The following is a 24,889-nucleotide window of genomic DNA, read 5'->3' on the forward strand; positions in this document are numbered from 1 at the left end:
GACGGCGGGCGCCCCGTCGTGGACCGGCCCGCCGCCGGTCGACGGCGGGCCTGCCGCCGTTGCGGCGCAACGTCGGAGAACCGGCCCGATATCCCGTCCCGCTCCGCACGCCTCACGGCGGCAGGCCTACCGGGCCGGTGGGCGCGGCGGGGGGTGTGCGCCGGGGCTGCTGCCCGAAGGCCGCGGCGAACGCGCGCGCGATCAGGCCGGGCAGGCTCGTCCGCCCGTCGTCCTCGGCCCAGCGCGTCAGCGCGGTGTGCGTCACGGCCAGGCAGGCGCTGATCGCCGCCTGGGCGGGGAAGGCGGCGCCGGGATCGGACGGGGCGTCACCGAGCGCGTCGGCGATGGTCCGTTCCAGTGCGTGCTGGCTGTCCAGGTGCCGGGCTCGTAGCGCGGGTGTGGCGATCATGAGCCGGAGGCAGTCCAGCAGGAACCGCTGGTTCACGGCCGGTTCGCCCCCGTCGCCGCCGGTCAGTGCTTCCGCCGCGGCGACCAGCGCGCCGCCGACGCGTTGCACCAGGGGCTCCGTCGCGGGTGACGCGGCGACCCGCTCGGCGATGAGCAGGGCGGGCTGGTCTATGAGGACGAGGTCTTCCTTGGTCGGGAAGTGCCGGTAGACGGTTGTAGGGTCTCGCGGCCCGTGTCATACGGCATCGCCGTGACCTGCGGGTTCTCAGGCTGTCTCACGCCGTGTCCCTGCGCTCGTGTCTCACGGACGGTGGCACTTCCTCACGGGCCGACTCAGCGCCGTCTTCCCTGACGGACACTCGCTCTCTGCACCACTCCCTGCCCAAGCGTTCATCCCCAGCTTCTCCGTTGCCTCGCATGCTGAGGAAGCACACGGCCGGGCAGGCGAGCGGGCGACGGGAGTGCTGCGGTGAAGGCCACTCCGGAGAAGTCCCCCGACAGCGACCGACCGCATCAGTCCCCACAGGACGCATCGCCGGAGCAGAGTTCTCCGGCTCCTGACCGTGCGCCCGCGCCGGTTCCGCAGGCCCGGGCACTGAGCCGACAGACCGTCCAACTCCTTCAGGGCACGGCAGGGAATGCCGCGGTTGCCCGGTTAGTCGCACAGCGGTACGTGGCTCCGGTGTCGCCGCCGCCCTCCCAGGCACCGGGGATGCGGCGGGTGAATGCTGATGTGGCGGCGAAGAAGGTGGCGTTGGCGCATCACCAGCCCGCTGCTTCGGAGTCGAAGTCGGCGCAGGATGCAGCGGTGGCTCCGCCGGATGACCGGGAGGCGCAGGGGAAGGTCGCGAACTCCGCGAGGATGGATGTCGCGAAGCCGGGTGCGTTCGACAAGGCGGCGTTCATCAAGGCGGTCAACGACGCGATCGCCGCGCAGGCGCCCAAGAACCTGGACGAGGCCGACAAGTTCTCGAAGTCCGGTAAGGCCGAGGCGATCAAGGGTGCGGTGGACGGGAAGGTCACCGCGGGCAAGGACGCCTCCGCGCACGCCATTTCGAGTACGACGAACGCCCCGCCGGACACGTCGGCCGCGAAGGCCAAGCAGGTCACGCCGATGCAGGCGGACCACCCGCCGGGCAACCCTGGTGCCCCGAACGCGGCTGATGCCGCTCCGCAATCGCAGCCTGCCGCGGTCACGGACTTCTCCGGCGGTCCGAAGCAGACCGACCAGCAGATGGCCGCCGCCGACGTCACCGACCACCAGCTGGCCACCAGCAACGAACCCGAGTTCACGGGGGCGTTGAAGGACAAGAAGACCGCCGACGCGCATTCGGCGGCCGCGCCGGGCAAGGCTCGGGCAGGGGAGAAGCAGCACATCGCCGAGGCCAAGTCCGGGGCCGCTGCCTCGGGTGCCCAGGCAATGGCGCACCTGACCGCCACCCGGGCGGCCGCCGGCAAGGCGGTGGATGCGGGCAAGGGCGGGGCGAAGTCCAAGGACGAGTCCCGGCGGGCGGAGGCCACCGCCGCGTTGCAGAAGGTCTTCGACGCCACGAAGAAGGACGTCGAGGGCATCCTGTCCGGGCTGGACAAGCTGGTCGACCAGCAGTTCACCGCCGGGGAGGCGAAGGCCCGGGCTGCGTTCGAGGCCGACCAGAAGCAGCGGATGAACGCGTACAAGTCCAAGAGGTACGGCGGCTGGACCGGCAAGCTGAAGTGGGGCAAGGACAAACTGCTGGGGATGCCGAAAGAGGCGAACGACCTCTTCCAGCTCTCCCGCCAGCTCTACGTCACCCAGATGCAAGGGGTCATCTCGTCCATCGCCGACACCATCGGCCGTGAGCTGGGGAAAGCCAAGTTCCGCATCGCCACCGGGCGCAAGCAGCTCACCTCCGAGGTGAACAAGCTGCCTGCGGACCTGCGTGGCTACGGGCAGGAGGCCGCCAAGGACTTCGCGGGCAAGTTCGACGGCCTGGAGTCGGAGGTCAACGACAAGTCCAAGCAGCTGGTGCAGGACCTGGCCACCAAATACACCAAGGCCCTCAAGAGCGTCGATGACGAGATCAAGAAGCTCCAGGACGCCAACAAGGGCCTGGTCGCCAAAGCCGTCGGAGCCATCGCCGGCGTCATCAAGACCATCATCGAGCTCAAAAACATGCTCATGGGCGTCCTTGCCAAGGCCGCCACCGCCATCGGCAAAATCATCAAGGACCCCATCGGGTTCCTCAACAACCTCGTCCACGCCGTCGGCGCCGGCCTCAAACTCTTCCTCGCCAACATCGCCGACCACTTGAAGAAGGGCCTGGTCTCCTGGCTCCTTGGCACCGCCGTCAAAGCCGGCCTCACTCTCCCGGCATCCTTCGACCTCAAAGGCATCATCCAGCTCATCACCTCCCTCCTCGGCCTGACCTGGGCCAACATCCGTGCCCGCATCACCAGCAAAGGCGTCCCCGACCAGGCCGTCACCGCCGCCGAGAAAACCGTCCCCATCGCGGAGAAGCTCTCCAAGGAGGGCCCAGCCGGCGCCGAGAAGGAGATCGTCGCCGAGGTGGGCGACCTCAAAGCCACCATCCTCGGCAAGCTGACGTCCTACCTGATCCCCACCGTCATCATCGCCGGCATCACCTGGATCCTCTCCCTCCTCAACCCGGCGTCGGCGTTCGTCCGCGCGGTCAAAGCCATCATCGACATCGTCACCTTCGTCGTCACCCAGGGCGCCCAGGTCCTCGAATTCGTCAACTCCGTCCTCGACGCGGTGATCGCCATCGCGAACGGCGGTGAGGCTGGCGTCCCCAAGTTGGTCGAGGGCGCGTTAGCGGCCTCCATCCCCACCCTCCTCGGACTGCTCGCTTCCCTCCTTGGCATCGAAAGCCTCGCCAGCAAAGTCAAATCCGTCTTCCACGCCGTAGCCCGCCCCGTCAACAAAGTCATCGACAAAATCATCACCTTCATCGCAAAGAAAGGCAAGGCTCTCTGGAAAAAATTGAAGGGGAAGGACCCCGATTCGGGCAAGAAATCTTCCGCCCGCAAGCCTGCCGATGGGAAGAATGGGAAGAATTCGCCGTCGGAACTGAAAGCGAACTTTCCCATGGAAGGCCACGGGCACAGCCTTCGGCTAGGGTCCGACGGTCTGATGATGGCCAGCGCGCTGGAACGGCGAGTGGAGGATAAATGCAGGGCCAGACGAGCGCAATTGCAGCAGCAAGGCGCCGGGTCGGGGCCGGAATACCTCGCGCTGGGACGCATTATCAGCCGCAACACGCGAGCGATGAATCTGTATGAGCAGATGAATCGCGACGGGACCAACGAAAAAGTGAAGGCAGCATTCGCAGTGGTGCAGCAAGCTATCACTGAATATGCTTCACAGTTCGGAAAGATTGACATCGGCGCGGCCGCGAAATGGACTCCGGAAGTCGAAGCGGCGCTCCGCGGTCACGCTTCCAGCGCTGAATCCGACTTCAGCTCTACAGGCCTGAGCCCCGCGCAGATCGGAGACGTGGAGAGGGGTCGAGCAGAGGCCGGGGACGGTGTCGAATCGGATTCTGACAAGGCTCCATGGTACGTTCGCTTCTATCAGCATCAAGGTACTGTCATCGACGAGAATTTCAAGGTGCTCGCAAGGGCGGACACCCTCTTGGCGAAGAACGATGTCGCCATATCTCCGCGCGGGCTTCCAAAGGGCACAAAGATTCCAGATTTTTACGAGAAGAGTAAGAGCTGGTGGGGTGATGTGACGACAGAGAATGCTTGGCAGAAGCACCTCAATGACTACTCTCCCAATTTTGGTTCCGAGGCATTGGCGATCATCTACCAACCGATGACGTACAACGACTACGCGAGGAAGTTCCCAGAACAGATCGGAAAGGCTGACGATGAGTGACCGGCACCCTGGGCCCGGCGGAGTGGAAGCACTGTCGGTAGAGGTACTCGAGGCGCTGCGGCGAGGCACTGACCTGCATGGCCTGTCATCGCTCAACATTGCTGGGCGCCTCGACCTGAGAAATATTCGACTCGGGGGCGAAGAGAACGATCAAGGGGCGGGTATCGATGTGCTTCCTGGTGCGATCGTTTCGGACGTGGACTTTTCCGGAGCTGAAGCTCCGGGAGTCCGGCTAGTGGGAACCCGGGTGGTCAACTGCGTGTTCGAGAAGGCGAATCTCGATGGCCTGGAGGCTCGGGCGACCAATTTTGTCGGCTGCTCGTTCGCCGGGGCAAGCCTCCGTGGTGCACAGCTGAGCATTCCGCTGAATGATCGCTACAGCTTATATGAAGATGTCGACTTTTCGCGCGCCATGCTCTACGGTGCGAGTTGTGTCGATGCTTCGTTTAAGCGATGTGTATTTTCCGGGGTCAAAATGGGGGCAATGAGTTTCCGAGGGTCCGACTTTTTGGACTGTTCATTCTCCGGGGCTCTGCGTAGGGTTGTATTCTCGGACGATTCTCTTACCGGGAGGGTGCTACCGGGCCCCGTCATGCAGAACGTCGACTTTTCCGATGCAGTGCTGCGCGACGTCGAGTTCCGCGGTATTGATCTCAACGGTGTCTCCTTGCCCGAGGGCGATCCGCATATTGTAGTGAAGCATTATCGATGCGTCCTAGGAAGGATCTTGGACAGGCTTCCCGTATCTGGGCAGCCCTTCACTTACGGGTTGAGAGCGTACCTGGCTGCGGAGCTCGGTCACTCGCATCCTGCGAGAGGGCTAGGGATTTGGCACCGGGCTTCCCTAGGGAAGACTCCCGAGGAGCAGGAGTACGCCATTCGGCTGCTGCGCGCATGTGAGAGGGAATGCGAGGGTGATGGATAGTCGGTGCCGAGTGGTGAACGAATGGAGATTGCCGACCCAGATGGCAGATCTGATTAAAGCTCCGGTAATCATGTGGTGTTACTGGTCAGGGCGGGCCGATCAGGTCCAGTGGTGGGTGAAGGGTGTGTAGGAAACCTCTCGCGGGCTAGCAGCGATGCTGCGGTGCCCGGTGGCGGGAAGGGTGCTGATCGCGAAGTTGCGCAGCGTGGCCATGTTCTCAGGTCCGCGGCCGGTTCGGATCTTTGAAGCGTCCTCGCCGAACGTGGTGGCTCAGACGTGGTGCACGGCATCGATGCCTCAAGTGTGAGCGAGCGAGTTAGCCGATAGCCTGCGGTGATGCAGCCCGGACTGGCAGGTCGGTGATGATGTAGGCGGTCTTGAAGGTGAACTTGCTGGTCTTGAGGTTGGTGTGCGGTGCCGGAGGATCTTCGCAGCCTGTGCCACGTGCGGGAAGTCCAGGTCAGGGTCGGTGACAGTGAGGGTGCGAACCGAGCGGGTCTCGCGCCGTCCGTGCCCGACCTGTCGTTCGCAGCACCGCGCGATCGCCTCCTTCCAGGGCGAGCAACGCGGTGCATCGTGCAGCGACGACTGGTTCCGCTTGACCACGAGCACATAGTGCGCCTCCTTAACGTCCACCAGCCACCTCGCGTGGCCGCACGCTATGAGGTCCGACGTCCGCCAACACACCGCACCGGTACGGGTCTGAGGTTCCCCCGAGATGCGGGGAGAGGTGACAGCAGGTCAGATGGGACTCATGAGAGGAGCCCATACGATGCCTGCCCCGAGGAAATACCCGTTGGAGTTGCGCGAACGTGCGGTACGCATGTATCGCGCCTCCGAGCCGAAGCCCGTGATCCGCCGGATGGCTGAAGAACTCGGCGTGCATCATGAGGCCCTGCGCAACTGGATCCGCCAGGCCGAGGCCGACGCCGGCGAGCGGGACGACCTGCTCACCACCGAGGAGAAGGAGGAGCTTGCCCAGCTGCGGCGCGAGGTGCGCGAGCTGCGGCGGGCGAACGAGGTCCTCCGAACGGCCTCGGCTTTTTTCGCGGCGCAGCTCGACCCGACCCGGCCCAGGTGACGGCGCTCGTCGACGAGCATCCGCACCTGGGGGTCGAGCCCGTACTCCGGGAGCTGAACATCCCCTCGTCCACCTACTACCGATGGCGCCAGGCCGAGAAGGAGCCTTGTGAACGGCGCCGTCAGGACGCCGAGCTGACCGGGCGGATCCGGCAGGTCCACGAGGAATCCGGCGGCATCTACGGCTCGCCCCGAGTCCATGCCGTCCTCACCCGCAGTGGAGTGCACGTCGGCCGCAAACGGGTCGAACGGCTCATGCGCGAGGCCGGTCTCGTCGGTATCAACCCCCGCCGGAGCAAAAGCTTCACCCGCCGCGATCCGGCTGCCGACCTTGCCCCGCGGCCGCATCTTCGCGACCAGGGCCGAGGCCAACCTGGCGCTCTTCGAGTACATCGACGGCTTCTACAACAGCCGACGCATCCAGAAACGCCTCGGCTACCTCAGCCCCATCGAGTTCGAGGAGAAGCACTACGCTGACCAGGCAGCGGCCGAACCGGTGAACCTGAAACCACGTCAACCCGCCCTGACCAGCTAGTCAGCCACTCCCGCACAGCGGGGGAGCCTCATTGCTGGGCTTTCAGCGCAGGATGCCTGGCGGGCAACTGGAGGGTTCGGGTCTGGGTGAGGTCGAAGCCGCAGCCTCCCGTCGGCGGTCCGTCGGGGTGTGCGCGGAGGTTGCCGCAGATGCTGGGCGGGGGCACGGCTTTCCCGGAGCGGGGCCGCTCGCGCTGGACCTGGTCGCAGTTGGGGCAGTTGTCGGCGAGCAGGCGGTGGTGGAGGGTGCAGGCGAAGGCCCATCCCAGCCGCCAGGCCAGCTGCCACCTTCCTCCGCTGGTGGTGAGGCAGTCGGGGCAGAACCGTGATCCGCGGCCTCTGCCCCACAGCACACGGCGGTTGACGTGCCGGCGTTCCAGGTCGATGCTCAGGGCACGCTGGTCGTAGAAGGCCAGGGTCATCGCGGTGATCACTGCTGGGGCGACGCCGGTGGCGTGTGCGATGGCGGCGGTCTCGTGGTCGCGCAGTGCGATCGTCCAGTCCGGCGGGATGTCCCGCAGGTGGTTCCCGGACCGGCCTCTGCTCGGAAAGCCGAAGTGGGACAGGACACCGCCGAGTGGGGTGTTCATGCGCCGTGCAAGGGCCTCCAGCCAGGAGTCCAGTGCCTCGCCGGGTATGGGGGTCAGCCGGAGCGGGAGCGTTCGTGGTACGGCTGTCATGCCATCCGCTTGCGAGGCTTGCTGGTCAACCGTCGCCGTTCCAGGGCGGCTTCGAGTTCTTTGCGGGCTTGCTCGGAGGCTTCGTCGTTCTTCACGCCGTCCAGCAGGTCTCGGCTGAGGACTTCCTCGCCGCTGCGTACGGCCCGCTGGCTGCCGCGGTTGATCAGGGTCATCAGTGAGCCGATGTGGCCGGTGCTGCGGGCGAAGAGGTAGTCCGACAGGTCTTCGGCGAGCATGCCGGGGTATTTGTCGGCCAGGACCACGCGCTGTTCGAGGGCCAGCAGCATCTGCCGCCATTCCTGGCGGCCTTTTTCCTTCTCGATCGTAAAGGGACGCATGCCCAGCCGAGTCGTGCGGCGCCTGGTCTGGGCCAGGACCGCGTCGCCCTTGCTACCGCCCTCGCTGAACAGCCCCTTGCCAGCGAGTCCCACGCCGATCATCAGCAGCGTCACCGGGAACTCGTTGGCAATCCACTTCAGATGGTTGCTCACCTCGACGCCGTTCTTGTTGCGCCACCGGAGAAAGTGCAGATCATCAAGAGCAAGCAGCCGGACTTCGCAGGACAGGACACAGTCCAAGGCGCGTTGGCCGAGTTGGGCGGTGGTCCCGCGGTGGCGACCGGGGTGGCCGAAGAACTCCAGCATGGCCCGGTTCAGGTCCTTCATGCCGGTGTTGCCGGTCAACCCAACCCGGCAGACCGGTAACCGCTCGTGACCCTGATCGGTGAACTCGCCTTTCTCGGCGATCTCTCTGCGGTGGAACTCCCGAGCCAACGCCAGTACCGACGTGGTTTTGCCCAGGCCAGGGAAGGCATCGACCGCGACTGCGCCCTTGGCCTTGTCGCCGTCCTGCAGGTTGCTGTCGACGATGTCCCACAAGTCCTCATGCAACTCGGACAACTGCGGGGTCTTAAGCGGACCGAGATTGGCGTGCCACTCCCGCCGTAGCCGGTCGTGCTCAGCCCTCGCACCCCCGCCGAGGGCGGCCAGTTGGGCCCGAGTCATCGGTTCGGGCTGGATGCGGCGCGGTCCATCCGCGAACGCCTTGAAGTCCTCCTTCCGCGACAGCGCCAGATTCGCGGGCTGCGGCGGACTGGCCATGGTGGTCACACGTCCTCCAGAGCATCCGCGTAGAAGTCGTCCTCGTCCGCGAGGTCTTCCAGGTCGGCGTCGTCGTCATCACCGGTCTCCAGCGCCCCGGGCAGTTCAGGCTCCTCGGGCTCGGGGTTCGGCTGCTGTGTGCCGAGAGCCTTGCGGACCGAGGGAAGGGACACGACCACTTCTTCGTCAGTCTCGGGCAGTTCGATGGCCGCCTGCTCGCGGGAAAGCCGCAAGGCCATGCGCCGCTCGGCCAGTGTCGTGCCCAACCCGAGATTCCAGCGCTCCAGCAGGTCGGCAACCGCGAGTCGGTCGTCGGGATAGCGGTACTTCGAGGAGGCCAGCTTCCTCGCAAAGGCCAGGGCGTCCTCGCTCAGCGGCATACGGACCGATGGTGCGTGCTCCCACACCAGGGAGTGCCAGCGCCGGCTGTCAGGGTCCCGGAAGTAGATACGGGTGATGTCATCGGGGTCGGTCTGGAACGGCCAGCCGTTCTTCACCGGGGCGTCGTAGGGGCTCTTGGTGGTGCGGTAGGCGTTGAGGGCGGGCCCGTTGTATCGGCGGCGGTCGATCTCGACACCGTAGTGCTGGATCGTGCGCCACTTCGTCCGCAGGAACTCGAAGGCAAGGTCGGGGTCCCGCGGTGCTTCGATGTAGCCGGACCTGGCCACACCGTGCTCGAACATCTTCGCCGGAGACATCCGCAGACCCGGCAGACCCGGATCGACCAGACCCGCGTGCGGCCTGTGGTGATACACCACCGCCGTCCACTCCTGGATGATCGCCTCCAGCTCATCCAGGAAGAAGAAGGCGTCGTCCTCCGGCCGCTCACCCCGCGAGTGGATGTCAGGGCCCTTGTAACCGGGCAGGGCCTGCAGCAGGTCCTCGCGCAGGGTGCGGAAGAAGCGCTCGACCGGGCCCTTGTCACGGCCTGTCCGCAGCCGCGCGGGCTGGATCGGTATGCCCATCCGGCGGCAGACGCTGGTCAGATGCTCCGAGACGTAGACCTTGCCGTGATCGACCACCAGCGTCTCCGGCACCAAAGGCGGGGACGCCAGCCCCGGCCCTTCGGCCGCATCCACGTCTACCAGCACCGTCCGCGGGATGCCGTGCTCGGGCCAGACCGCGTGCCGCGGCCAGTCCCGCCCCGCCGGGCGAGGCCGGAAGGACTGGTAGAGCACCGCACTGACATCGGCCGCCTTCGTCGACACCGGCGTGACCCGGATCCCGGTAATGCAGCGGGTGTACCAGTCCATCCCGACCGAAAGCTCGGCCTGCACCCACTTGAGCGTCAGCGGATCGAACGCGAAGACATCCAGGCGGGTGGAGTCCATCACCAAGTACTCGCCCGGCCTCGTCGGCCGCAGCTTGCCGTATGGACCCTCCGGCCGACCCGCGATATCCCGGTTGCGCTTCGTACTCAGGCGGAACAGCGGATGGCGTCGCTCTAGTTCCTCCAGCAGCCGAAACGCCGTCGCCCGACTCGGCTGCGGCACCACACCCTCGCCAAACCGCGCGATCACCCGGGCCCGGGTCCGTTCGATCACCAACGTCCGCGAGGGTCTCGACTGGTCGGCGTGCTCGACCATCACCTCCACCGCAGTCTCCACCCAGCGCTCATCCACCGCGGACGCCGACTTCCCCCGAGTCTCCTTCGCGGGAACAAGCGCGGCCTCACCACCCGAACGGAACTGCGCGGCCCATCGGCTCACAGAACGGTGGCCGACGCCCAACTCCGCAGCTTTCGCCGCATAGCGTGCTTCCAGAGGCCGCGCCGGAGAGTACTCGGGGCGCGGCTCCCCCTCTTGAGCAAGCTCCGCAGTCCCGGAACGAAAACCCGTCAGGACCTCTCGAACATGAGCAGCCCGCTCCAGGAGCGTTGCCCGTTCAGCTTCCGTGAGCTGCCCCAGGACCACCGACGCAATCTCCTCGGCATCATCCCCAGCTGGACCCGCCTCACCTGGAACGATGACTGCGCGGTCCGAGAACAGCAGTTCTCTCAAGGACAGCCGCAACAGCTGCCCCCGGGCATCCTTCAGGACCACTTCGTTGCCAGCGGTGGTCGACGCCATCTCAACAACTTCGACGGTCTCCCCGTCGTAGCGGAAACGGGCACCGACTCCGACGCGTGCACCGGCCCCGCTCATGCCGCGATCCTCAGCACGCTCGACGAGCTGAGCGGACGCTTCAGATCCACAGCCAAATGGCACTTCCAGAGCAGGTGACAAACGGCTGCCCGGACTTCCGGCTCCAGACGATCCGGAATGCACGCAGAGAGCTCACCCAGTGGAACCCCGTCGAGGCCAGCGCAGCTGACCTCCTCCAGAAGCTCAGCGTCGAAGAGCCAGCCCCGGCGATAGCCCGCCAGGAAACGGATGTTCTCCAGTTCCACCGGGGGCGGCTCGCTCCAGATCTCGAACCTCCACCCCCGCGACTCCACCGCCTGCCGCACCCAGTCGAAAGTGAAAGCCACCTCAGCCTTGGTCACCCGGCGCAGCGGCTTGACATCGACCACCACCGGCCCCTGGTCCGTGACCAGCAGGAAGTCGGGGACGTGCTTGCGAACCTTCCCATCCACCGTGGCCTTCATCAAAAACGGCTGAGCCACAATATGCCGCACAGAAGAGTCGAAATCCGCGAAGAGCAACCGAGCCAGCTCAAGCCTCGACTCATAGATCACGTGGTCATGCGTCGTCGCCGACCAGTACGTGCCCGAGTAGTGCGGCTGTCCCTTGTACCAGCGGAACGTCCGCCACGGGACCGCTGTCCGCAACAGATCGGCCGACGCGTCAGTCCATGCCCGCTCATCAGCGACATCACTGTTCCGTCGACGGAAACTGACCGTCACCATTACGCACCCCAGACCCCACAGGTAACCGCTGTGGAACCAAGGTGCCAGTCACCCGCCCTGGGTGACCCGGACTACCGCCCGAGCCGCCCAAACGAGTGAAGTCCCTGAGCTGCGAGTCTCACGGCAGTGGCATTTCTGCCATCCATCTGCCAACTGCCGTGAGATTCCGCCAAGGCTTTTGAGACCCTACAAGGGTTGGCTGCCGCTCAGTCATATGGTAGACACTACCGAAGAGTTAGTCACTAACGCCAAGGAGGGTGTCCTGCCGAATTCGTGGCCCTGGCGTGCCCACCGGAGGGGGATGGGCAATGCCGAGCGCCACGGATCCCCCGATCCAGGATGACGGCTCCTTCACCCTGCGGGTGAGCGAGGCTGGTGCGTGCCCGCGGTAGGCCGCCGCCGGAACGGGGCGAGCGTGTCGCGTACGAGGTCGGCGGCGCCCCAGTCGGGGTCGAACTGGGCGATCACGGCCAGGTGCTGGCGCAGCTGCAGGATCGGCATGCGGTCGCGCCAGCCCCGGTCGAGCCCGGTCAGCTCGGCGTACCGCTCGAAGAACACGTGCGCCTCGGGTGGCGGCGCCGTCGTCCACAGGTGGGCCAGGTCGACCTCGGCCCACGTGTACGACACGGCCGGGTCGATCAGCGCGGGCCGCCCGTCGGCGGTGGCCATGACGTTCATCGCCCACAGGTCGCCGTGCGTCAGGCACGCGGGCCTGACCGGCAGCAGCTCGGGCAGCCGGTCGCACAGCCGCTCCAGCGCCGCCCGGTCCGCGGCGTCCACCGCCTGCTGGACGCGGGGCTCGTCGAGCCAGCGCAGCAGGCGGTGCTGGGCGAAGAACTCGAACCCGTCGTCGTTCCAGGTGTTGACCTGCCGGCGACGGCCCAGCCAGTTGTCCTGGTGCCAGCCGAACCGGGCGCTGCGCGTGGTGGTGTGCAGGCGGGCGAGCACCTGCGCGACCTGCTCCCAGAAGACCTCGGTGGCCGGCCGGGGTCGCAGCACGGACAGCACGAGCAGGTCGCGGTCCGCGAGGACGACCTCGGGCGTGGCGACGCCGCCCGCCTCGCGCAGCACGGTGAGCCCTTCGGCCTCCGCGGCGAAGGCACCCTCCGACGGCGGCTCGCCGAACGCCTTGACGAACACCGACGTCCCGTCACCGCGCCGTGCGAGCCCCGCGGTCGCGGCGAGACCCCCCACGGCCGGCTCGACCCCGACGACATCCCCCAGCCCGGCGGCATGCAGCTGCCCGAGCAGAAACGCTGCCCCATCCGTCACGGCCGACCTCCCCTTCGGGTCCCCTACTGTCTCGCGTCATGACAGTACTGATCATCGGCGGCAGCGGGTTCCTGGGTACCGAGCTGGCGCACCAGGCCGTGGCAGCCGGGCACACGACGGCCGCCACCTTCGCGACCAGGCCGGGAAAGACTCCGGGCGTCACGTGGCACGCCCTCGACCTGCGGGACCCGGAGCGCATCGAGGCAGTCCTGGCCGAGGCAGGGCACCCGCGCATCGTCGTCAACGCGTCCAGCGGGGACGCCGACTGGGCGGTCACCGCCGAAGGCCCTGTCCGCCTGGCGATGGCCACGGCGACGTACGGCTGCCGCCTGGTCCATGTCTCCAGCGACGCGGTGTTCTCCGGCGCCCGTGTCCACTACGACGAAACCTGCCTCCCCGACCCCGTCACCCCTTACGGCGCGGCGAAAGCAGCAGGGGAGACCGGGGTCCGCCTCGTGCGCCCGGATGCCGTCGTCGCCCGTACCTCGCTGATCATCGGTGACCGGCGGTCCGCGCACGTGCGCATGGTCCACGACCTCGCAGCCGGTACCCGGGACGGCCTCCTGTTCACCGACGACATCCGCTGTCCCGTCCACGTCGCCGACCTGGCCGCCGCCCTGCTGGAACTGGCGGCCTGCGGGGCGTACGGCGTTCACCATCTGGCCGGGGCCGACGCCGTGAGCCGTCACGAACTCGGCACCCTCATCGCGCGGCGTGACGGCCTCGACGCCTCCCTGCTGACCGCCGGCCTGCGGGCTGCGAGCGCACGTCCCGGAGCGCTCGACGTCCGCCTCGACAGCCGCACCACCCAGAGCAGGCTGCGCACCGCACTGCGCGGGGCGCGCCGGTTCCTCGCGCCGGAACCCGCGGCACATTCCCTGCCGCCGGGCAGGTGATCTCCGGCTGAATCCCGATTCCGGAGAACCCTTAGCGCAGTTGCGTCGTGTTGCTCGTGCGTACGGTCACCGCGTCGCCCAGCCGGACGGTGCCGGGCTCCAGCACGTCCAGGTAGACGCCGACGCAGGACAGCCGGCCCAGGCCCGGGACCGGAATCCGGTGCTCGCGGGCGACCGCTCGCATGATGCCCGGGTCGGCGGGCAGTTCGCCGTGCGCCAGGGTCGGGACCACGCAGCGGGGCGTGGGCACCGTGACCCGGAGAAGGGCCTCGCCGATCCGCAGCGTCGAGCCCGCCCAGGAGTCCTCGGGGAAGCCGGGTCCGCCGGGGAGGTCGACCACCAGGTTCGGCCGGAAGCGGCGCGGGTCGAAGTCCCCCGCGGGGTGGGCCTGGCGGAGGCGGTGCAGGCTCGCCGTGGTGACGAGGTGGACGGTGCCGTAGTCGAAGAAGGTGCCGGGGGCGACCCGCCCCGAGGTGATGGCGTCGCCGGTCTCGTCCACGCGGGCTTCGGCGCGCTGGGCGTCGGGGACGCCGCCGTCGTACTCGGGAACCGCCCGCTCAAGGGTCCCGGTCTCCGGCGGGCTGCCCGACACGGAGACCCGGCGGCCCAGCAGACCGGACAGCCGCGCGTCCAGCTCCGCCGACCCGGCGGCCAGGGCGGCGCCGTCGGGCAGCTCCACCAGGGCCGCGCCGGGGCCGGACAGCCGGCTCCGGCAGCGCAGCAGCGGCTCCCACTTGCGCGGGTGCTTGGCGCTGCCGACCGCCCCCGCGCCGTCGAGCACCCCGAACACCCGGTCGCCCGACAGCCCCGCCGCCGTGATCCGCACGTCCGTCAGCGCCTCGCCGAGCATGGATTTCACCGGATACCGGTGCAACGCCACCACTGTTCCCATCGGCCGATTATCCGATCGTGCGCAATTGGTGATCCACCGTATTTCCCGAAGGCGGCGGCAACGGCAGGTGCGTAACGGAACCCCGGGGACACTTCCCCGCGGCCCTGACGTGACGGCTGAGGTGAAGTTAGGCTGCCGGGACCGTCGTTGAGTGGAGGCTCCGTCATGGGACGCAACCGTCGCGGGTATGCAGGCGCGCATCCGACCAGGCACGGCGTACGGCGCAGGGCGGGGCAGGCGGTGGCGGCGCTCGCCGTCACCGCGGTCGTCGGGGCGGTCACCGCCGCCGCGCCCGCGCACCACGACCCCGGGTCGCCGCCCGCCAAGGCCCCGCTCGCCGTCGGGTACGGCGGGGCCGTCGCCAGCGTGGACGCCGACGCCACCGCGGCCGGCGTCGAGGTGCTGCGGCAGGGCGGGAACGCGGTGGACGCCGCTGTGGCCACCGCCGCGGCGCTCGGCGTCACCGAGCCGTACTCCTCGGGCATCGGCGGCGGCGGCTACTTCGTGTACTACAGCGCCCGCGCGCACCAGGTGTTCAGCATCGACGGCCGGGAGACCGCACCGCACAGCGCCACCGACCAGCTCTTCGTCGAGAACGGCCAGCCGCTGGCCTTCGCCGACGCGGTCACCAGCGGCCGCAGCGTCGGCGTACCCGGCACCGCCGCGACCTGGCAGACCGCACTGGACGCCTGGGGCTCGCGGTCGCTGGGCCAGGTGCTGCGGCCCGCCGAGAGGATCGCCCGCCAGGGCTTCACGGTCGACCCGACCTTCAACTCCCAGACCGCGGCCAACCAGGACCGCTTCAAGGACTTCCCGGCCACCGCCGCGCTGTTCCTGCCCGGCGGGCAGCCGCCGGCCGTCGGCTCCACCCTGCGCAACCCCGAACTCGCCCGCACCTACCAGGAGCTGGGCGCCAAGGGGGTCGGCGCGATCTACCACGGCGACATCGGTGCGGACATCGTCCGCACCGTGCGCAAGCCCCCGGTCGACCCCGCCGCCACCCGCGTGGTGCGCACCGGCGACCTGACCGCCGCGGACCTGGCGGCGTACACCGCGAAGAAGCAGCCGCCGACCCACACGCAATACCGCGGCCTGGACGTGTACGGACCCGCGCCGTCCTCGTCCGGCGGAACCACGGTGGCCGAGGCGCTCAACATCCTGCAGCACACCGATCTCAGCGACGCCTCGCAGGTGCAGTACCTGCACCACTACATCGAGGCGAGCCGGATCGCGTTCGCCGACCGCGGCCGCTGGGTCGGCGACCCGGCGTTCGAGCAGGTGCCGACCGCCGGGCTGACCTCGCAGCAGTTCGCCGACTCGCGGGCCTGCCTGATCAAGGACGACGCGGCGCTGACCAGCCCGCTCGCCCCGGGCGACCCCGCGCACCCGGCCGCGTGCGGCGGAACCGGAACGGCCGCGCCGACCACGTACGAGGGCGAGAACACCACGCACCTGACGGTGGCCGACAAGTGGGGGAACGTCGTCGCCTACACCCTGACCATCGAGCAGACCGGCGGCAGCGCGATCACCGTGCCGGGCCGCGGCTTCCTGCTCAACAACGAGCTGACCGACTTCTCCTTCGCCCCCGCCAACCCGGCCGTGCACGACCCGAACCTGCCGGGACCCGGCAAGCGGCCGCGCTCGTCGATCTCCCCGACCATCGTGCTCAAGGACGGCCGCCCGGACTTCGCGATCGGCTCGCCCGGCGGCGCGACCATCATCACCACGGTGCTGCAGGTCCTCACCGAGCACGTCGACCGCGGCCTGCCGCTGCTCGACGCGATCGCCGCGCCCCGCGCCAGCCAGCGCAACGCGGCGAACACCGAACTCGAACCCGCCCTGTGGAACAGCCCGCTGAAGTCCGACCTGGAGGGCATCGGGCACCACTTCGCGCAGAACCCGGAGATCGGTGCGGCCACCGGCATCCAGCGCCTCGGCGACGGCCGGTGGCTGGCCGCGGCGGAGCCGGTACGCCGGGGCGGCGGCTCGGCGATGGTGGTGGTCCCGGCGCAGTAGCGCTCCCGAGGGGCCCGCGGCCGGAAGGGGATCGGAAGCGGGCCGGTTCTGGCCGCGGAAGCGGCGCAGGCGGTGGCATCGGAGGTGACAACCTACCGAGGGAGCCCCTGTGAACGAGCCGGCACCGCCGTCCCCGATTCCGAGACCCGCCGCGCCGCCGCCCCGCACCCCGTCCGGGCCGCCGTCGCCCTATCGCGGTGTGGGGCTCGTGCCCGGCGCAGGGCCCGCCCGCCTCTGGGGCCTGGTCGTCGTCGGCGTGCCCCTGCTGGTCATCATGCTGATCGGCCTGGCCGCGGGGCCGTCCGGCAGCTCCGGGTCGGCCGCGCCGGACGGCGGCGGCTTCGGGTCGGGAACGTCGGCGGGCGGCACCTCGCTCGGCGCCGCCCTGCTCCCGTCCTGGACACCCCAGAACGGGCCGGAACCGTCGACCACGGCACCGGCCGTCACGCCCTTCCTGCCGGACACCACCGCCCCCACCGACACCTACACCGACACCTACACCGACCCGGCCACCGGCACCGCCACCCCGCAGGACCAGGCCACAGAGACCGGCACCGGGGAGCCTACCGCGTTCACCGGAGCGCAGGCGGTCGTCGCCGCCTACTTCGACGCGATCAACAACCGCGACTACCAGGCCGCCTGGAACCTCGGCGGCAGCAACTTCGCCGACGACTACGACCAGTTCGTCGCGGGCTTCGCCACCACCGACTCCGACGCCGTCACCTTCGTGTCCGTACAGCAGGACGTCGTGCGGGTGTACTTCCAGGCCTGGCAGAAGGACGGCACGGCGGACTCCTACAACGCCACCTTCACCGTCAGCGGCGGCAGGATCACCGGCGGCAAGGTAACACCGACCACCTGACCACCCAGGGCCGCGCCCGCGCGGGTGCGGCGGTACGACCGGAGCGCTGAGGCACCGTGACCATCACCCAGACACCGCAGCACCGTCCATCCGAACCACCCCAACCGCCACCGCCGCCGCCCCGCGAGCACGCGCGCACCAAGGCCACCCGGCTGCTGTCGGCGGGCACCTACCTCGACCCGGTCTACCGCAGGGCGGTCATCCGCGAGCTGGTGCGGAACCGCTTCCGGGTCGTCGCGCCCTCCTACGGCTACGACGCCGTGTCCGTCCTCGCGCACGCCCTCGCGGCCCGCAGGCTGCGCCGCCTCCAACTGTGGTGCAGCGCAGGGTCGGTGGCCCTGTTATGGATACTGGCCGGCAACGGCACGCTGAGCTACTTCGTCGCCTTGCCGCTGATGTGCTGGGCGGTGTGGGCGATGGCCTACCTGCGCCGGATCGCCACCCTGCACATCCTGATGAGCAGGCTGAAGGAGACCGGCACCGAAGGCGGCTTCGACGGCGCCTACCCCGCGAACCGCCGCCTCACCGACCTGCTGATCCACAAGATCGACAGCGAGCAGTCGGCCAGCGAGAGCCTGGTCTTCTACGGCGGCTTCGTGCCGTTCGTCGGAGCGGGCTTCGGCACCCGCGACTGGGCGAACGCCCAACTGCTCGTCGGCGCCCGCGTACTCCGCTTCACCCCCAAGGACCGCAGCGGGAGCGAGCAGCGGGCGCCCGAGGGGCGCGGGGTCGGCCTGGACACCGACGAGCGCAAGTCCGTCGTCCCGTTCACCGTGGACAAGATCACCCGCTACGTCGCCGAGCAGCTGTCCGCCGAGCTGCGCGAGCGGGCACGCCTGGACGAGCGCATCGAGGGGCTGACCGTCGAGCGGCGCCGCTTCACCACGGCGATCAGGACCAACGACCGTACCCGCGGCCCCGGCTGGTCCCGGCTGCCCGGCGTCGGCGACCTGCCGGACGTCCACTGGCGTGAGGACTACGACGCCGCCCGCGAGTACCTGTGCGTGCGGATCGGGTCGTGGAACGAGGAGTTGGTGACCTCGATCTTCGTCGGCTTCGACCTCAAGGGCAACACGCTGCACACCGAGTTCTACCCGCACGTCCTCGGACCGCTGGTGGAGGACTTCCACCTCGTCGACCGGCTGCCCGACGCCTTCGACGGCCGGCTGGCGGTGCGGGTGGCGTGGGACATGGTCAAGGCCTCGCCGCGCTGGGTGCTGGGCTTGTGGCTGCTTCCGCTTCGGGTCGTTCCCGAGCGCTTCCTGCCGTCGCTGCTGCGCCCGCTGGTACGCCCGGGAAGGCGCGGACCGAGCTCGATCCGTATCGGCGAACAGGCCGCGAAGGCGGACACCAGCGAATTCCGCCTCGGCCGCTACGTGACGAAGTCCGTCAACTGCGGTGCGCTGACCAGCGTGCGGGAAATGGCGACGAACGACTCCTACCACCATTTCTTCCAGCGGTCCGACGCCCTGAAGTACACCCAGATCGTGGAGCGGCGCCTCCTGGAGATCGTCCGCACCTTCCTGCACGACCACAACGTGGATCTCACCGACCACGACCGTGCGCAGAACAACATCCTCAACTACGAGGACAAGAGCATGAATGTGACCGGCGGAAACAACAGGAACTTCGGCTACGAGTACGCGCCGTCCGGCGGCGCTCCGGCGAACGGCCAGGGGGAGTGACCACCATGAGCGACAGCGGCGGCTACCAGGACAAGCGCATGACCGTCTCCGGCGGGCGGAACAGCGACTTCGGCTACGTCTACCGCCCGGCGCCCGCCGGGGGTCCGGCGCCGGACGAGGAGGAGGAGCGGCCGGCCGCCGTGCGGTCCGGCGCGGCCGAGCGGGACGCGCGGCCGGCGTCCTACGGGATCGACCGCGGCCGCAACGTCTTCGTGGTGCACGGCCGCGACGAGGAGGTGCGGCGGGAGATGTTCGCGCTGCTGCGCCGCCTCGACCTGCGCCCGCTGGAGTGGGAGGAACTGGTGCGGGCCACCGGCAAGACCGCGCCCTACCTCGGCGAGGTGGTCGCGAACGCGCCCTCGCAGGCGCAGGCCGCGCTGGTCCTGCTCACCCCGGACGACACCGCCAAGCTCCACCCCGACCTCCTCGGCGACGAGGAGCGGGCCGACGAGATCCGCTACACCGGCCAGCCCCGGCAGAACGTGCTGATCGAGCTGGGCATGGTGCTGATGGCCTACCCGGAGCGCACCGTCATCGTCGAGGTCGGCCGGCTGCGGCACGCAGCCGACATCGAGGGGCTCAACGTCATCCGCTTCGACGGCTCGCAGTCAGCTGTCTCCAAGATCGTCGCGCGGTTGGCGATGGCCGGCTGCCGGCTGGACGACACCCGGCCGGAGTGGCGCGAGACCGAGCACTTCAGGGACCTGGCGGCCTACCGGCGCCGCGCCTGACGACCGCGACGGGAAGGGGGCGGCCCGCGGGGCCGCCCCCTTCCCGTGCGTCCGGGCACCGCTCAGCCGCGGTCGAGACCCGACGCCAGGGTCCGCAGGAAGGCCGCCACCTCGGGCATGTTGATGCGCTCCAGGTCGCCGGGGCGCACCACCACCCGCAGCTCCCGGCAGATCGCGCCCTCGCGGGACCGGGCGATGAAGGACATCAGGATCAGCCGCAGCAGGCTCTCCTGGTCGAGGTGGTCGAGCCGGGACAGCCCCGAGCCGACCAGCGGCATCGCCACCTGCTCCATGCGGGCGTGCCGCCGCACCGTGTCCCACAGCCGGTTGAGGCTGAACCAGAGGTCCTCGACGCTGGAGGCGGCCAGGTAGTCGTTGCCGATCCGGCTGTACGCGGTGGCGAACGTCAGCTGCGGGCGGGCGCCCAGGACCGCCACGGTGCCGACCGGGTAGCGGTCGAGCTTGCCCAGCGGCTTGCCCTCCCGTTCCTCCCGCGCGACGGGCTCGACCGCGCCGAGCGCCGTGGCCAGCGCGGCATCCAGCCGCCGCACGTCACCGTCGTACCGGCGGAGCAGCAACTGCGCCTGCACGCTGGACTCGTCGATGACCACGCCGCCGGCCGAAGCGGTGTCGAAGGTGTCGCAGAACCCGACGACCAGGTGCGCGCCCTGGTCGAACAGGTCGCCCTCCTCGACCACGATCGCCATGTCGGGCCGCCGGAATTCCTGCCGCACCCGCCGTACCGTACGCGCCCGGCTCAGCCCCCACACCAGGCATGCCGCAAGAGACACCGCGGCCACCGGGCCGGAATCGGGAAAACTCTGCGGAAAGAACTGCCCCACGAACTGCAGGACCGCGGATATCCCGCCGAATGCCGCCATGGCATTGCGCAGGAGAATCTGCCGGCCGCGCCGCGTCAGCACGGGCGCACCAACTGCCGTACACCGCCGAGGGGTTCAGCGATCCGTTCGGCGGAAGCGGTCCCTTCGGCGGAATCCGTGAAACGCGGGGTTTGTCCCAGCTGTCTTGATAATCTGGGAAACGCCCCCACGGCGCCAGGGCGCGGGGGCAGGGACGGGCGGGGAAAGCGATGACGCGGATTCGGATAAGGGTACTGGGGCCGGTCCAGCTCGAAGTCGACGGCGTTCCGGTTCGGTTGACGCCGCTGACCACCAGGCTGCTGGTCCGGCTGGTGGCGGCCGACGGAGAGGCCGTGCCCGTACGCCAGTTGCGCCGCGACGTGTGGGGACTCGCGGACGAGCCGCGGCACCTGGCCCTGCGCGGCCGCAACGAGGTGCAAAAGCGCGTCCTGGAGCTGCGGCGTGCCCTCGACCCCCGCCAGGACGGCACCGCCGCCCGGGTGCTGCGCACCGAGCAGCAGGTCACCGTCGGCGGCCCGGAGACCGCCTACCGCCTGGTGCCCGACCCGGGGGAGGTGGACAGCGAGCGCTTCACCGCGGTCGTCGGCGAGGCGCTCCTCGCCCCGCCCGCCACCGCCGCCCACCGTCTCGCCGAGGCGCTCTCCATGGTGCGCGGCCGGCCGCTGGCCGAGGTCAACGGCGAGGAGTTCGCGGCCCCTTTCATCCGCCGCCTCATCACCCTGCAGGACTCCGCCCGCCGCGAGCTGGTGCGTTCCAGGACCCATCTCGGCCGCCCCGACCTGGCGCTGCCCGTCGCCGAGTCCATCGCCCGCGACCACCCCGACGATCCGGACGCGGCACGCACCCTCGACTCCCTGCGCGCCGCGCTGCGCGCACGGCACGGAGCCGAACTGCTGCGGCACGCCGTACCGCTGCCCGGCCGCCGGGTGGACGTCGTCCTGCTGCGCGGCGACCTGTTCGAGCAGACGGACGCCAATCTGGTGGTCGGCTTCACCGACACCTTCGACACGGCCACCGACCAGGACGTCGTCATCAGCCGCGGAAGCGTCCAGGGCCAACTGGTCGAGCACCTCTTCGGGGGGCGGCGCCGGCTGCTCGACGAGAAGCTGCGGGCCGGACTGCGTGCGGTGCCCGCCCTCGGCACCGAGAGCGCGCAGGCCAAGCGGCGCGGCCGGCGCGTGCGGTACCCGGTCGGCACGACGGTCGCCGTGCCCGTCGACGGGCGCCGGGTGTTCGCGACCGCCTACTCGCGGCTCGGCAACGACCTGGTGGCCCGCTCCGGACACGAGGACCTGCGGACCAGCCTGGACAACCTGTGGGCCTCCGTGGCCGTCCACGGCCTGTACAAACCGCTCGCCGTCCCCCTGATGGGCTCCGGGCTCGCCCGGGTCACCGAGCTGGACCGCGGCCAGCTGGCGGCCCTGATCGTCGACTCGTTCATCGACGCCTGCCGCCGAAATCCCGCGCTCACACCCGAGCTGCGGATCGTCATCCGCCCGGAGGATCTCGCCGGCACCGACCTGTCGCCGGTCGAGAAGCGTTTCCAGGACGTGGAGTCGGAGGCGGGCCGGGGCCGGGCGAGGTGACCGCGGCCGACGGGGTCCGCAGGCCAGGTGCTTCCGCATCTCCCCCGACCCCCCTGCGGCGCTGTCCTGCCGGCCACCCTGGCCGGCCGCGGCCGCCCGGCCCCGCAGGACCAGTGGACTCCGCCCGGCGCTTCCGCGGGTAGCGGCCGCCCGCTTCCGGTTCGCTTCCGGGAGCGGCGGTTTCCGGCCGCGCGCGGCCGCAGCGCCGCGGCTGCGTCAGGCGACCGCCTCGGCGAGCAGCTCCACCTGGTCGAGTCCGGAGGAGGTGGGTACGAGGATCAGCTCGTCGCAGCCGCTCTCCTCGAACGCGGCGACGTAGGACTTCACCATGTCAGCGGTGACCGCGGCGCCTGCCGCGATCTGGCCGGCGAGGTCGCCCGCGAAGGCGTAGTAGTGCAGGAGGTACGCGTCGGCGTGGGCGCGGGCCTCGGGGCCGAGTGCGAAGTAGGCCAGCGACAGCTTGCGCGGGGTGCCCTCGCGCCCCGCGTCCTGCCAGGCGGCGTCGACGCCCGCGGCGGCCTCGGCGAACATCTCCGGCGTGCCGCCGCCCATGATCCAGCCGTCGGCCAGCCGCGCGACCCGGCGGAAGGTCGTCGGGGTCGACCCGCCCAGGATCAGCTCGGGGCCGCCGCCGCGTACGGGCTCAGGCCCGATCGCCCCGGCCGACCCGCGCGCCTCACCGGCCCAGATGCGCTTCATGTCAGCGAGCTGCTCCTCCAGGCGGTGCCCCCTGCCCTGGGTGGACATCCCGCTGGCGGCGTAGTCGTCGTCGCGCCCGCCCAGGCCCACCCCCAGGACCAGGCGCCCTCCCGAGAGCCGGTCCAGCGACGCCGCCTGCTTGGCGAACAGCGCGCTGTTCGCGTACAGCGGCCCGATCAGCACGCCCGTCGTCAGCCGGATGCGGCTGGTGACCGTGGCGGCGGCGGTGAGGGCGATCAGCTCCTCGTACCCCGGGTACACCAGCCGGCCGATCGTACCGAGGGTGCTGAACCCCGCCTCCTCCGCCCGCCGCGCCCAGCCGGTGAGCGCGTCCGGTTCCGTTCCGGGAACCGCGTTCGGCAGGCCGATCCCGATCTCCATCACATGTGCCTCCAGCCGCCACGGGGAACACCGGTCGAAGCCAGCATGCGCGACGGCTCGCGGTCCCGCCTTCGCTCGCGGCCGGGCGGGGCTTTTTGGGACACTGGTGGTGTAGCGAGGAAGAAGACGAGGCGGATGATCTCCCAACCGGTGACAGTGCCCGTCGGCGACATCGACCTGGCGGGCGACCTGGACCTGCCGGCCGCCGCGCGAGCGGTCGTACTGTTCGCGCACGGCAGCGGCAGCTCCCGGCACAGCCCGCGCAACCGCGCGGTCGCCGCAGCACTGCGCACCGCGGGGCTCGGCACCCTGCTGATGGACCTGCTCACCGAGGACGAGGAGCGGCGCGACCGGGCGACCGGCGAGCACCGCTTCGACATCCCCCTGCTGGCCCGCCGCGTGGAGGCTGCGGTCGACTGGCTCGGGGCGACGCCGCAGACCCGGAGCCTGCCGGTCGTGCTGTTCGGCGCCAGCACCGGCGCCGGTGCGGCCCTGGTTGCCGCCGCCGGGCGGCCCGACGCGGTGCTGACCGTGGTCTCCCGCGGCGGGCGTCCCGACCTGGCGGGCGACGCGCTGCCTGCCGTACGGGTACCGGTCCTGCTGATCGTCGGCGGACGGGACCACCACGTACTGCAGCTCAACGAGGACGCCGCGCGCAGGCTGGGCGGCCCGCACACCCTGCAGGTCGTGCCGGGCGCCACCCACCTGTTCGAGGAGCGCGGCGCGCTGGAGCAGGTCGCGGAGTCCGCCCGGCAGTGGTGCGACGAACGCCTGGCGGCCGCGGACGGGTGACGACCGCCATGCGTCACAGGCACCGGGACGTACACCCGCAGGGCGGACCCGATCGGCCCGCCCCCGGGCACGAAAGGAGTGGATGCCGCGATGCAGTTCCATGATCGAAGCCAGGCCGGGCAGCAGTTGGCGGAGCAGATGCGGTACCGGCAGGAGCGGGGCGCCCTTCCCGACCCCGTGGTCCTCGCCCTCCCCAGGGGCGGCGTCCCGGTGGCCAGGGAAGTGGCCAGGGTGCTGGAGGCCCCGCTCGACGTGCTCGTCGTACGCAAGATCGGCGCACCCTTCCAGGAGGAGTTCGGCATCGGTGCGATCACCGGGGACGGCGAGCCGCTGTTCGACGAGGACGCCCTGGACCGGCTGGGCCTGAGCCACGCCGACCTCGCAGGGACGGTCGAGCGGGAGCGCGCGGAACTGCACCGCCGCGAAGAGCTCTACCGGCAGGGCCGCCCCGCCCCCGACCTGCGCGGGCACACCGTGATCGTGGTCGACGACGGGCTGGCGACCGGCGTCACGGCCCGCGCCGCGGTGCGCGCGGTACGGCGGCAGGCGCCGTCCGAGCAGATCGTGCTGGCCGTACCGGTCTGCTCGCCGCAGGCGTCGGCCCTGCTGCGAGCCGAGGCCGACGAGGTGATCTGCCTGCACTGCCCGACGTCCTTCACGGCCGTCGGCCTGTGGTACGACCGCTTCGACCAGCTCTCCGACCAGGACGTGCTCGCCGTGCTGCACACCGGCGCCGGCCGCTGA

General features: G+C 69.7%; 21 protein-coding genes and 1 pseudogene. 13 read left to right on the forward strand and 9 right to left on the reverse strand.

Annotation, left to right across the window (positions count from 1 at the left end):
- Positions 1-112: 112 nt before the first annotated feature.
- A complete protein-coding gene (locus tag NFU81_RS38410) occupies positions 113-517 on the reverse strand; it encodes an acyl-CoA-like ligand-binding transcription factor (protein ID WP_251501215.1) in 405 nt (134 codons plus the stop codon).
- Between the two features lie 360 nt (positions 518-877).
- On the opposite strand from NFU81_RS38410, the gene NFU81_RS38415 reads away from it, so the two are divergent.
- The 5 genes and pseudogenes from NFU81_RS38415 (at position 878) to NFU81_RS38430 (ending at position 6,825) form a co-directional block, all read left to right on the forward strand.
- Positions 878-4,285 (forward strand): hypothetical protein, encoded by a 3,408-nt coding sequence (locus tag NFU81_RS38415; protein WP_251501218.1) that lies wholly within the window; start codon positions 878-880, stop codon positions 4,283-4,285.
- Between the two features lie 22 nt (positions 4,286-4,307).
- Positions 4,308-5,210 (forward strand): pentapeptide repeat-containing protein, encoded by a 903-nt coding sequence (locus tag NFU81_RS38420; protein ID WP_251501221.1) that lies wholly within the window; start codon positions 4,308-4,310, stop codon positions 5,208-5,210.
- 772 nt (positions 5,211-5,982) lie between these two features.
- Positions 5,983-6,291 (forward strand): transposase, encoded by a 309-nt coding sequence (locus NFU81_RS38425; RefSeq protein ID WP_274038149.1) that lies wholly within the window; start codon positions 5,983-5,985, stop codon positions 6,289-6,291.
- Positions 6,288-6,572, forward strand: a pseudogene (locus NFU81_RS41535) (IS3 family transposase); the annotation flags it as partial. The gene NFU81_RS38425 and the pseudogene NFU81_RS41535, both read left to right, overlap by 4 nt.
- A 49-nt stretch (positions 6,573-6,621) precedes the next feature.
- Complete coding sequence (locus tag NFU81_RS38430) at positions 6,622-6,825, forward strand: IS3 family transposase (protein ID WP_251501225.1); 204 nt, start codon at positions 6,622-6,624, stop codon at positions 6,823-6,825.
- 28 nt (positions 6,826-6,853) lie between these two features.
- On the opposite strand, the gene NFU81_RS38435 is transcribed toward NFU81_RS38430, so the two are convergent.
- The 5 genes from NFU81_RS38435 to NFU81_RS38455 form a co-directional block, all read right to left on the reverse strand.
- Positions 6,854-7,504: a TniQ family protein gene (locus tag NFU81_RS38435; protein WP_251501228.1), complete on the reverse strand. Its 651-nt coding sequence runs from the start codon at positions 7,502-7,504 to the stop codon at positions 6,854-6,856.
- Positions 7,501-8,604 carry an ATP-binding protein gene (locus NFU81_RS38440; protein WP_251501407.1) on the reverse strand — a complete coding sequence of 368 codons (1,104 nt, stop codon included), beginning with the start codon at positions 8,602-8,604 and terminating at the stop codon, positions 7,501-7,503. Before NFU81_RS38440 ends, NFU81_RS38435 begins: the two co-directional genes overlap by 4 nt.
- A 5-nt stretch (positions 8,605-8,609) precedes the next feature.
- Positions 8,610-10,748: a Mu transposase C-terminal domain-containing protein gene (locus NFU81_RS38445; RefSeq protein ID WP_251501230.1), complete on the reverse strand. Its 2,139-nt coding sequence runs from the start codon at positions 10,746-10,748 to the stop codon at positions 8,610-8,612.
- The gene (locus NFU81_RS38450; protein ID WP_251501233.1) at positions 10,745-11,452 is read right to left on the reverse strand and encodes a TnsA-like heteromeric transposase endonuclease subunit; all 708 of its coding nucleotides are present in this window, start codon (positions 11,450-11,452) and stop codon (positions 10,745-10,747) included. Before NFU81_RS38450 ends, NFU81_RS38445 begins: the two co-directional genes overlap by 4 nt.
- Positions 11,453-11,803: 351 nt before the next feature.
- Positions 11,804-12,724 carry a fructosamine kinase family protein gene (locus NFU81_RS38455; protein WP_251501236.1) on the reverse strand — a complete coding sequence of 307 codons (921 nt, stop codon included), beginning with the start codon at positions 12,722-12,724 and terminating at the stop codon, positions 11,804-11,806.
- A gap of 38 nt (positions 12,725-12,762) precedes the next feature.
- On the opposite strand from NFU81_RS38455, the gene NFU81_RS38460 reads away from it, so the two are divergent.
- Positions 12,763-13,620, forward strand: coding sequence for an SDR family oxidoreductase (locus tag NFU81_RS38460; protein ID WP_251501238.1), 858 nt, complete (start codon positions 12,763-12,765; stop codon positions 13,618-13,620).
- Between the two features lie 31 nt (positions 13,621-13,651).
- On the opposite strand, the gene NFU81_RS38465 is transcribed toward NFU81_RS38460, so the two are convergent.
- The gene (locus NFU81_RS38465; RefSeq protein ID WP_251501241.1) at positions 13,652-14,512 is read right to left on the reverse strand and encodes an MOSC domain-containing protein; all 861 of its coding nucleotides are present in this window, start codon (positions 14,510-14,512) and stop codon (positions 13,652-13,654) included.
- Positions 14,513-14,677: 165 nt separating this feature from the next.
- Here NFU81_RS38465 and ggt point away from each other — a divergent pair, with 165 nt between their 5' ends.
- From ggt to NFU81_RS38485, 4 genes are all read left to right on the forward strand, one after another.
- Positions 14,678-16,528, forward strand: a complete 1,851-nt coding sequence (gene ggt, locus NFU81_RS38470; RefSeq protein ID WP_251501244.1) for a gamma-glutamyltransferase — start codon at positions 14,678-14,680, stop codon at positions 16,526-16,528.
- Positions 16,529-16,736: 208 nt separating this feature from the next.
- The gene (locus tag NFU81_RS38475) at positions 16,737-17,390 is read left to right on the forward strand and encodes a hypothetical protein (protein WP_251501247.1); all 654 of its coding nucleotides are present in this window, start codon (positions 16,737-16,739) and stop codon (positions 17,388-17,390) included.
- Between the two features lie 56 nt (positions 17,391-17,446).
- Positions 17,447-19,075 carry a hypothetical protein gene (locus NFU81_RS38480; RefSeq protein ID WP_251501250.1) on the forward strand — a complete coding sequence of 543 codons (1,629 nt, stop codon included), beginning with the start codon at positions 17,447-17,449 and terminating at the stop codon, positions 19,073-19,075.
- A 5-nt stretch (positions 19,076-19,080) separates the two neighbouring features.
- On the forward strand, positions 19,081-19,806 hold the full coding sequence (locus NFU81_RS38485; protein ID WP_251501253.1) for a TIR domain-containing protein: 726 nt from the start codon (positions 19,081-19,083) through the stop codon (positions 19,804-19,806).
- A gap of 62 nt (positions 19,807-19,868) precedes the next feature.
- Here NFU81_RS38485 and NFU81_RS38490 read toward each other — a convergent pair whose 3' ends face one another.
- A complete protein-coding gene (locus NFU81_RS38490) occupies positions 19,869-20,729 on the reverse strand; it encodes a macro domain-containing protein (protein WP_251501256.1) in 861 nt (286 codons plus the stop codon).
- A gap of 167 nt (positions 20,730-20,896) precedes the next feature.
- Between NFU81_RS38490 and NFU81_RS38495 the strand changes: the two genes are divergently transcribed.
- On the forward strand, positions 20,897-22,273 hold the full coding sequence (locus NFU81_RS38495; RefSeq protein WP_251501259.1) for an AfsR/SARP family transcriptional regulator: 1,377 nt from the start codon (positions 20,897-20,899) through the stop codon (positions 22,271-22,273).
- Between the two features lie 216 nt (positions 22,274-22,489).
- On the opposite strand, the gene NFU81_RS38500 is transcribed toward NFU81_RS38495, so the two are convergent.
- A complete protein-coding gene (locus NFU81_RS38500; RefSeq protein ID WP_251501262.1) occupies positions 22,490-23,353 on the reverse strand; it encodes an LLM class flavin-dependent oxidoreductase in 864 nt (287 codons plus the stop codon).
- 135 nt (positions 23,354-23,488) lie between these two features.
- Between NFU81_RS38500 and NFU81_RS38505 the strand changes: the two genes are divergently transcribed.
- Both NFU81_RS38505 and NFU81_RS38510 read left to right on the forward strand, forming a co-directional pair.
- Complete coding sequence (locus NFU81_RS38505) at positions 23,489-24,145, forward strand: dienelactone hydrolase family protein (RefSeq protein WP_251501264.1); 657 nt, start codon at positions 23,489-23,491, stop codon at positions 24,143-24,145.
- Positions 24,146-24,235: 90 nt separating this feature from the next.
- Positions 24,236-24,889 carry a phosphoribosyltransferase gene (locus tag NFU81_RS38510; protein ID WP_251501266.1) on the forward strand — a complete coding sequence of 218 codons (654 nt, stop codon included), beginning with the start codon at positions 24,236-24,238 and terminating at the stop codon, positions 24,887-24,889.

Source organism: Actinacidiphila cocklensis (assembly GCF_907177275.1).
GTDB lineage: Bacteria > Actinomycetota > Actinomycetes > Streptomycetales > Streptomycetaceae > Actinacidiphila > Actinacidiphila cocklensis.

Excerpts from the sequence above, each read along its gene's own strand:
- NFU81_RS38425 (WP_274038149.1), top strand. The coding sequence starts at position 5,983 with ATGCCTGCCCCGAGGAAATACCCGTTGGAGTTGCGCGAACGTGCGGTA.
- NFU81_RS38435 (WP_251501228.1), bottom strand. The coding sequence starts at position 7,504 with ATGACAGCCGTACCACGAACGCTCCCGCTCCGGCTGACCCCCATACCC.
- NFU81_RS38440 (WP_251501407.1), bottom strand. The coding sequence starts at position 8,604 with ATGGCCAGTCCGCCGCAGCCCGCGAATCTGGCGCTGTCGCGGAAGGAG.
- NFU81_RS38445 (WP_251501230.1), bottom strand. The coding sequence starts at position 10,748 with ATGAGCGGGGCCGGTGCACGCGTCGGAGTCGGTGCCCGTTTCCGCTAC.
- NFU81_RS38450 (WP_251501233.1), bottom strand. The coding sequence starts at position 11,452 with ATGGTGACGGTCAGTTTCCGTCGACGGAACAGTGATGTCGCTGATGAG.
- NFU81_RS38460 (WP_251501238.1), top strand. The coding sequence starts at position 12,763 with ATGACAGTACTGATCATCGGCGGCAGCGGGTTCCTGGGTACCGAGCTG.
- NFU81_RS38465 (WP_251501241.1), bottom strand. The coding sequence starts at position 14,512 with ATGGGAACAGTGGTGGCGTTGCACCGGTATCCGGTGAAATCCATGCTC.
- ggt (WP_251501244.1), top strand. The coding sequence starts at position 14,678 with ATGGGACGCAACCGTCGCGGGTATGCAGGCGCGCATCCGACCAGGCAC.
- NFU81_RS38485 (WP_251501253.1), top strand. The coding sequence starts at position 19,081 with ATGAGCGACAGCGGCGGCTACCAGGACAAGCGCATGACCGTCTCCGGC.
- NFU81_RS38495 (WP_251501259.1), top strand. The coding sequence starts at position 20,897 with ATGACGCGGATTCGGATAAGGGTACTGGGGCCGGTCCAGCTCGAAGTC.
- NFU81_RS38500 (WP_251501262.1), bottom strand. The coding sequence starts at position 23,353 with ATGGAGATCGGGATCGGCCTGCCGAACGCGGTTCCCGGAACGGAACCG.
- NFU81_RS38505 (WP_251501264.1), top strand. The coding sequence starts at position 23,489 with ATGATCTCCCAACCGGTGACAGTGCCCGTCGGCGACATCGACCTGGCG.
- NFU81_RS38510 (WP_251501266.1), top strand. The coding sequence starts at position 24,236 with ATGCAGTTCCATGATCGAAGCCAGGCCGGGCAGCAGTTGGCGGAGCAG.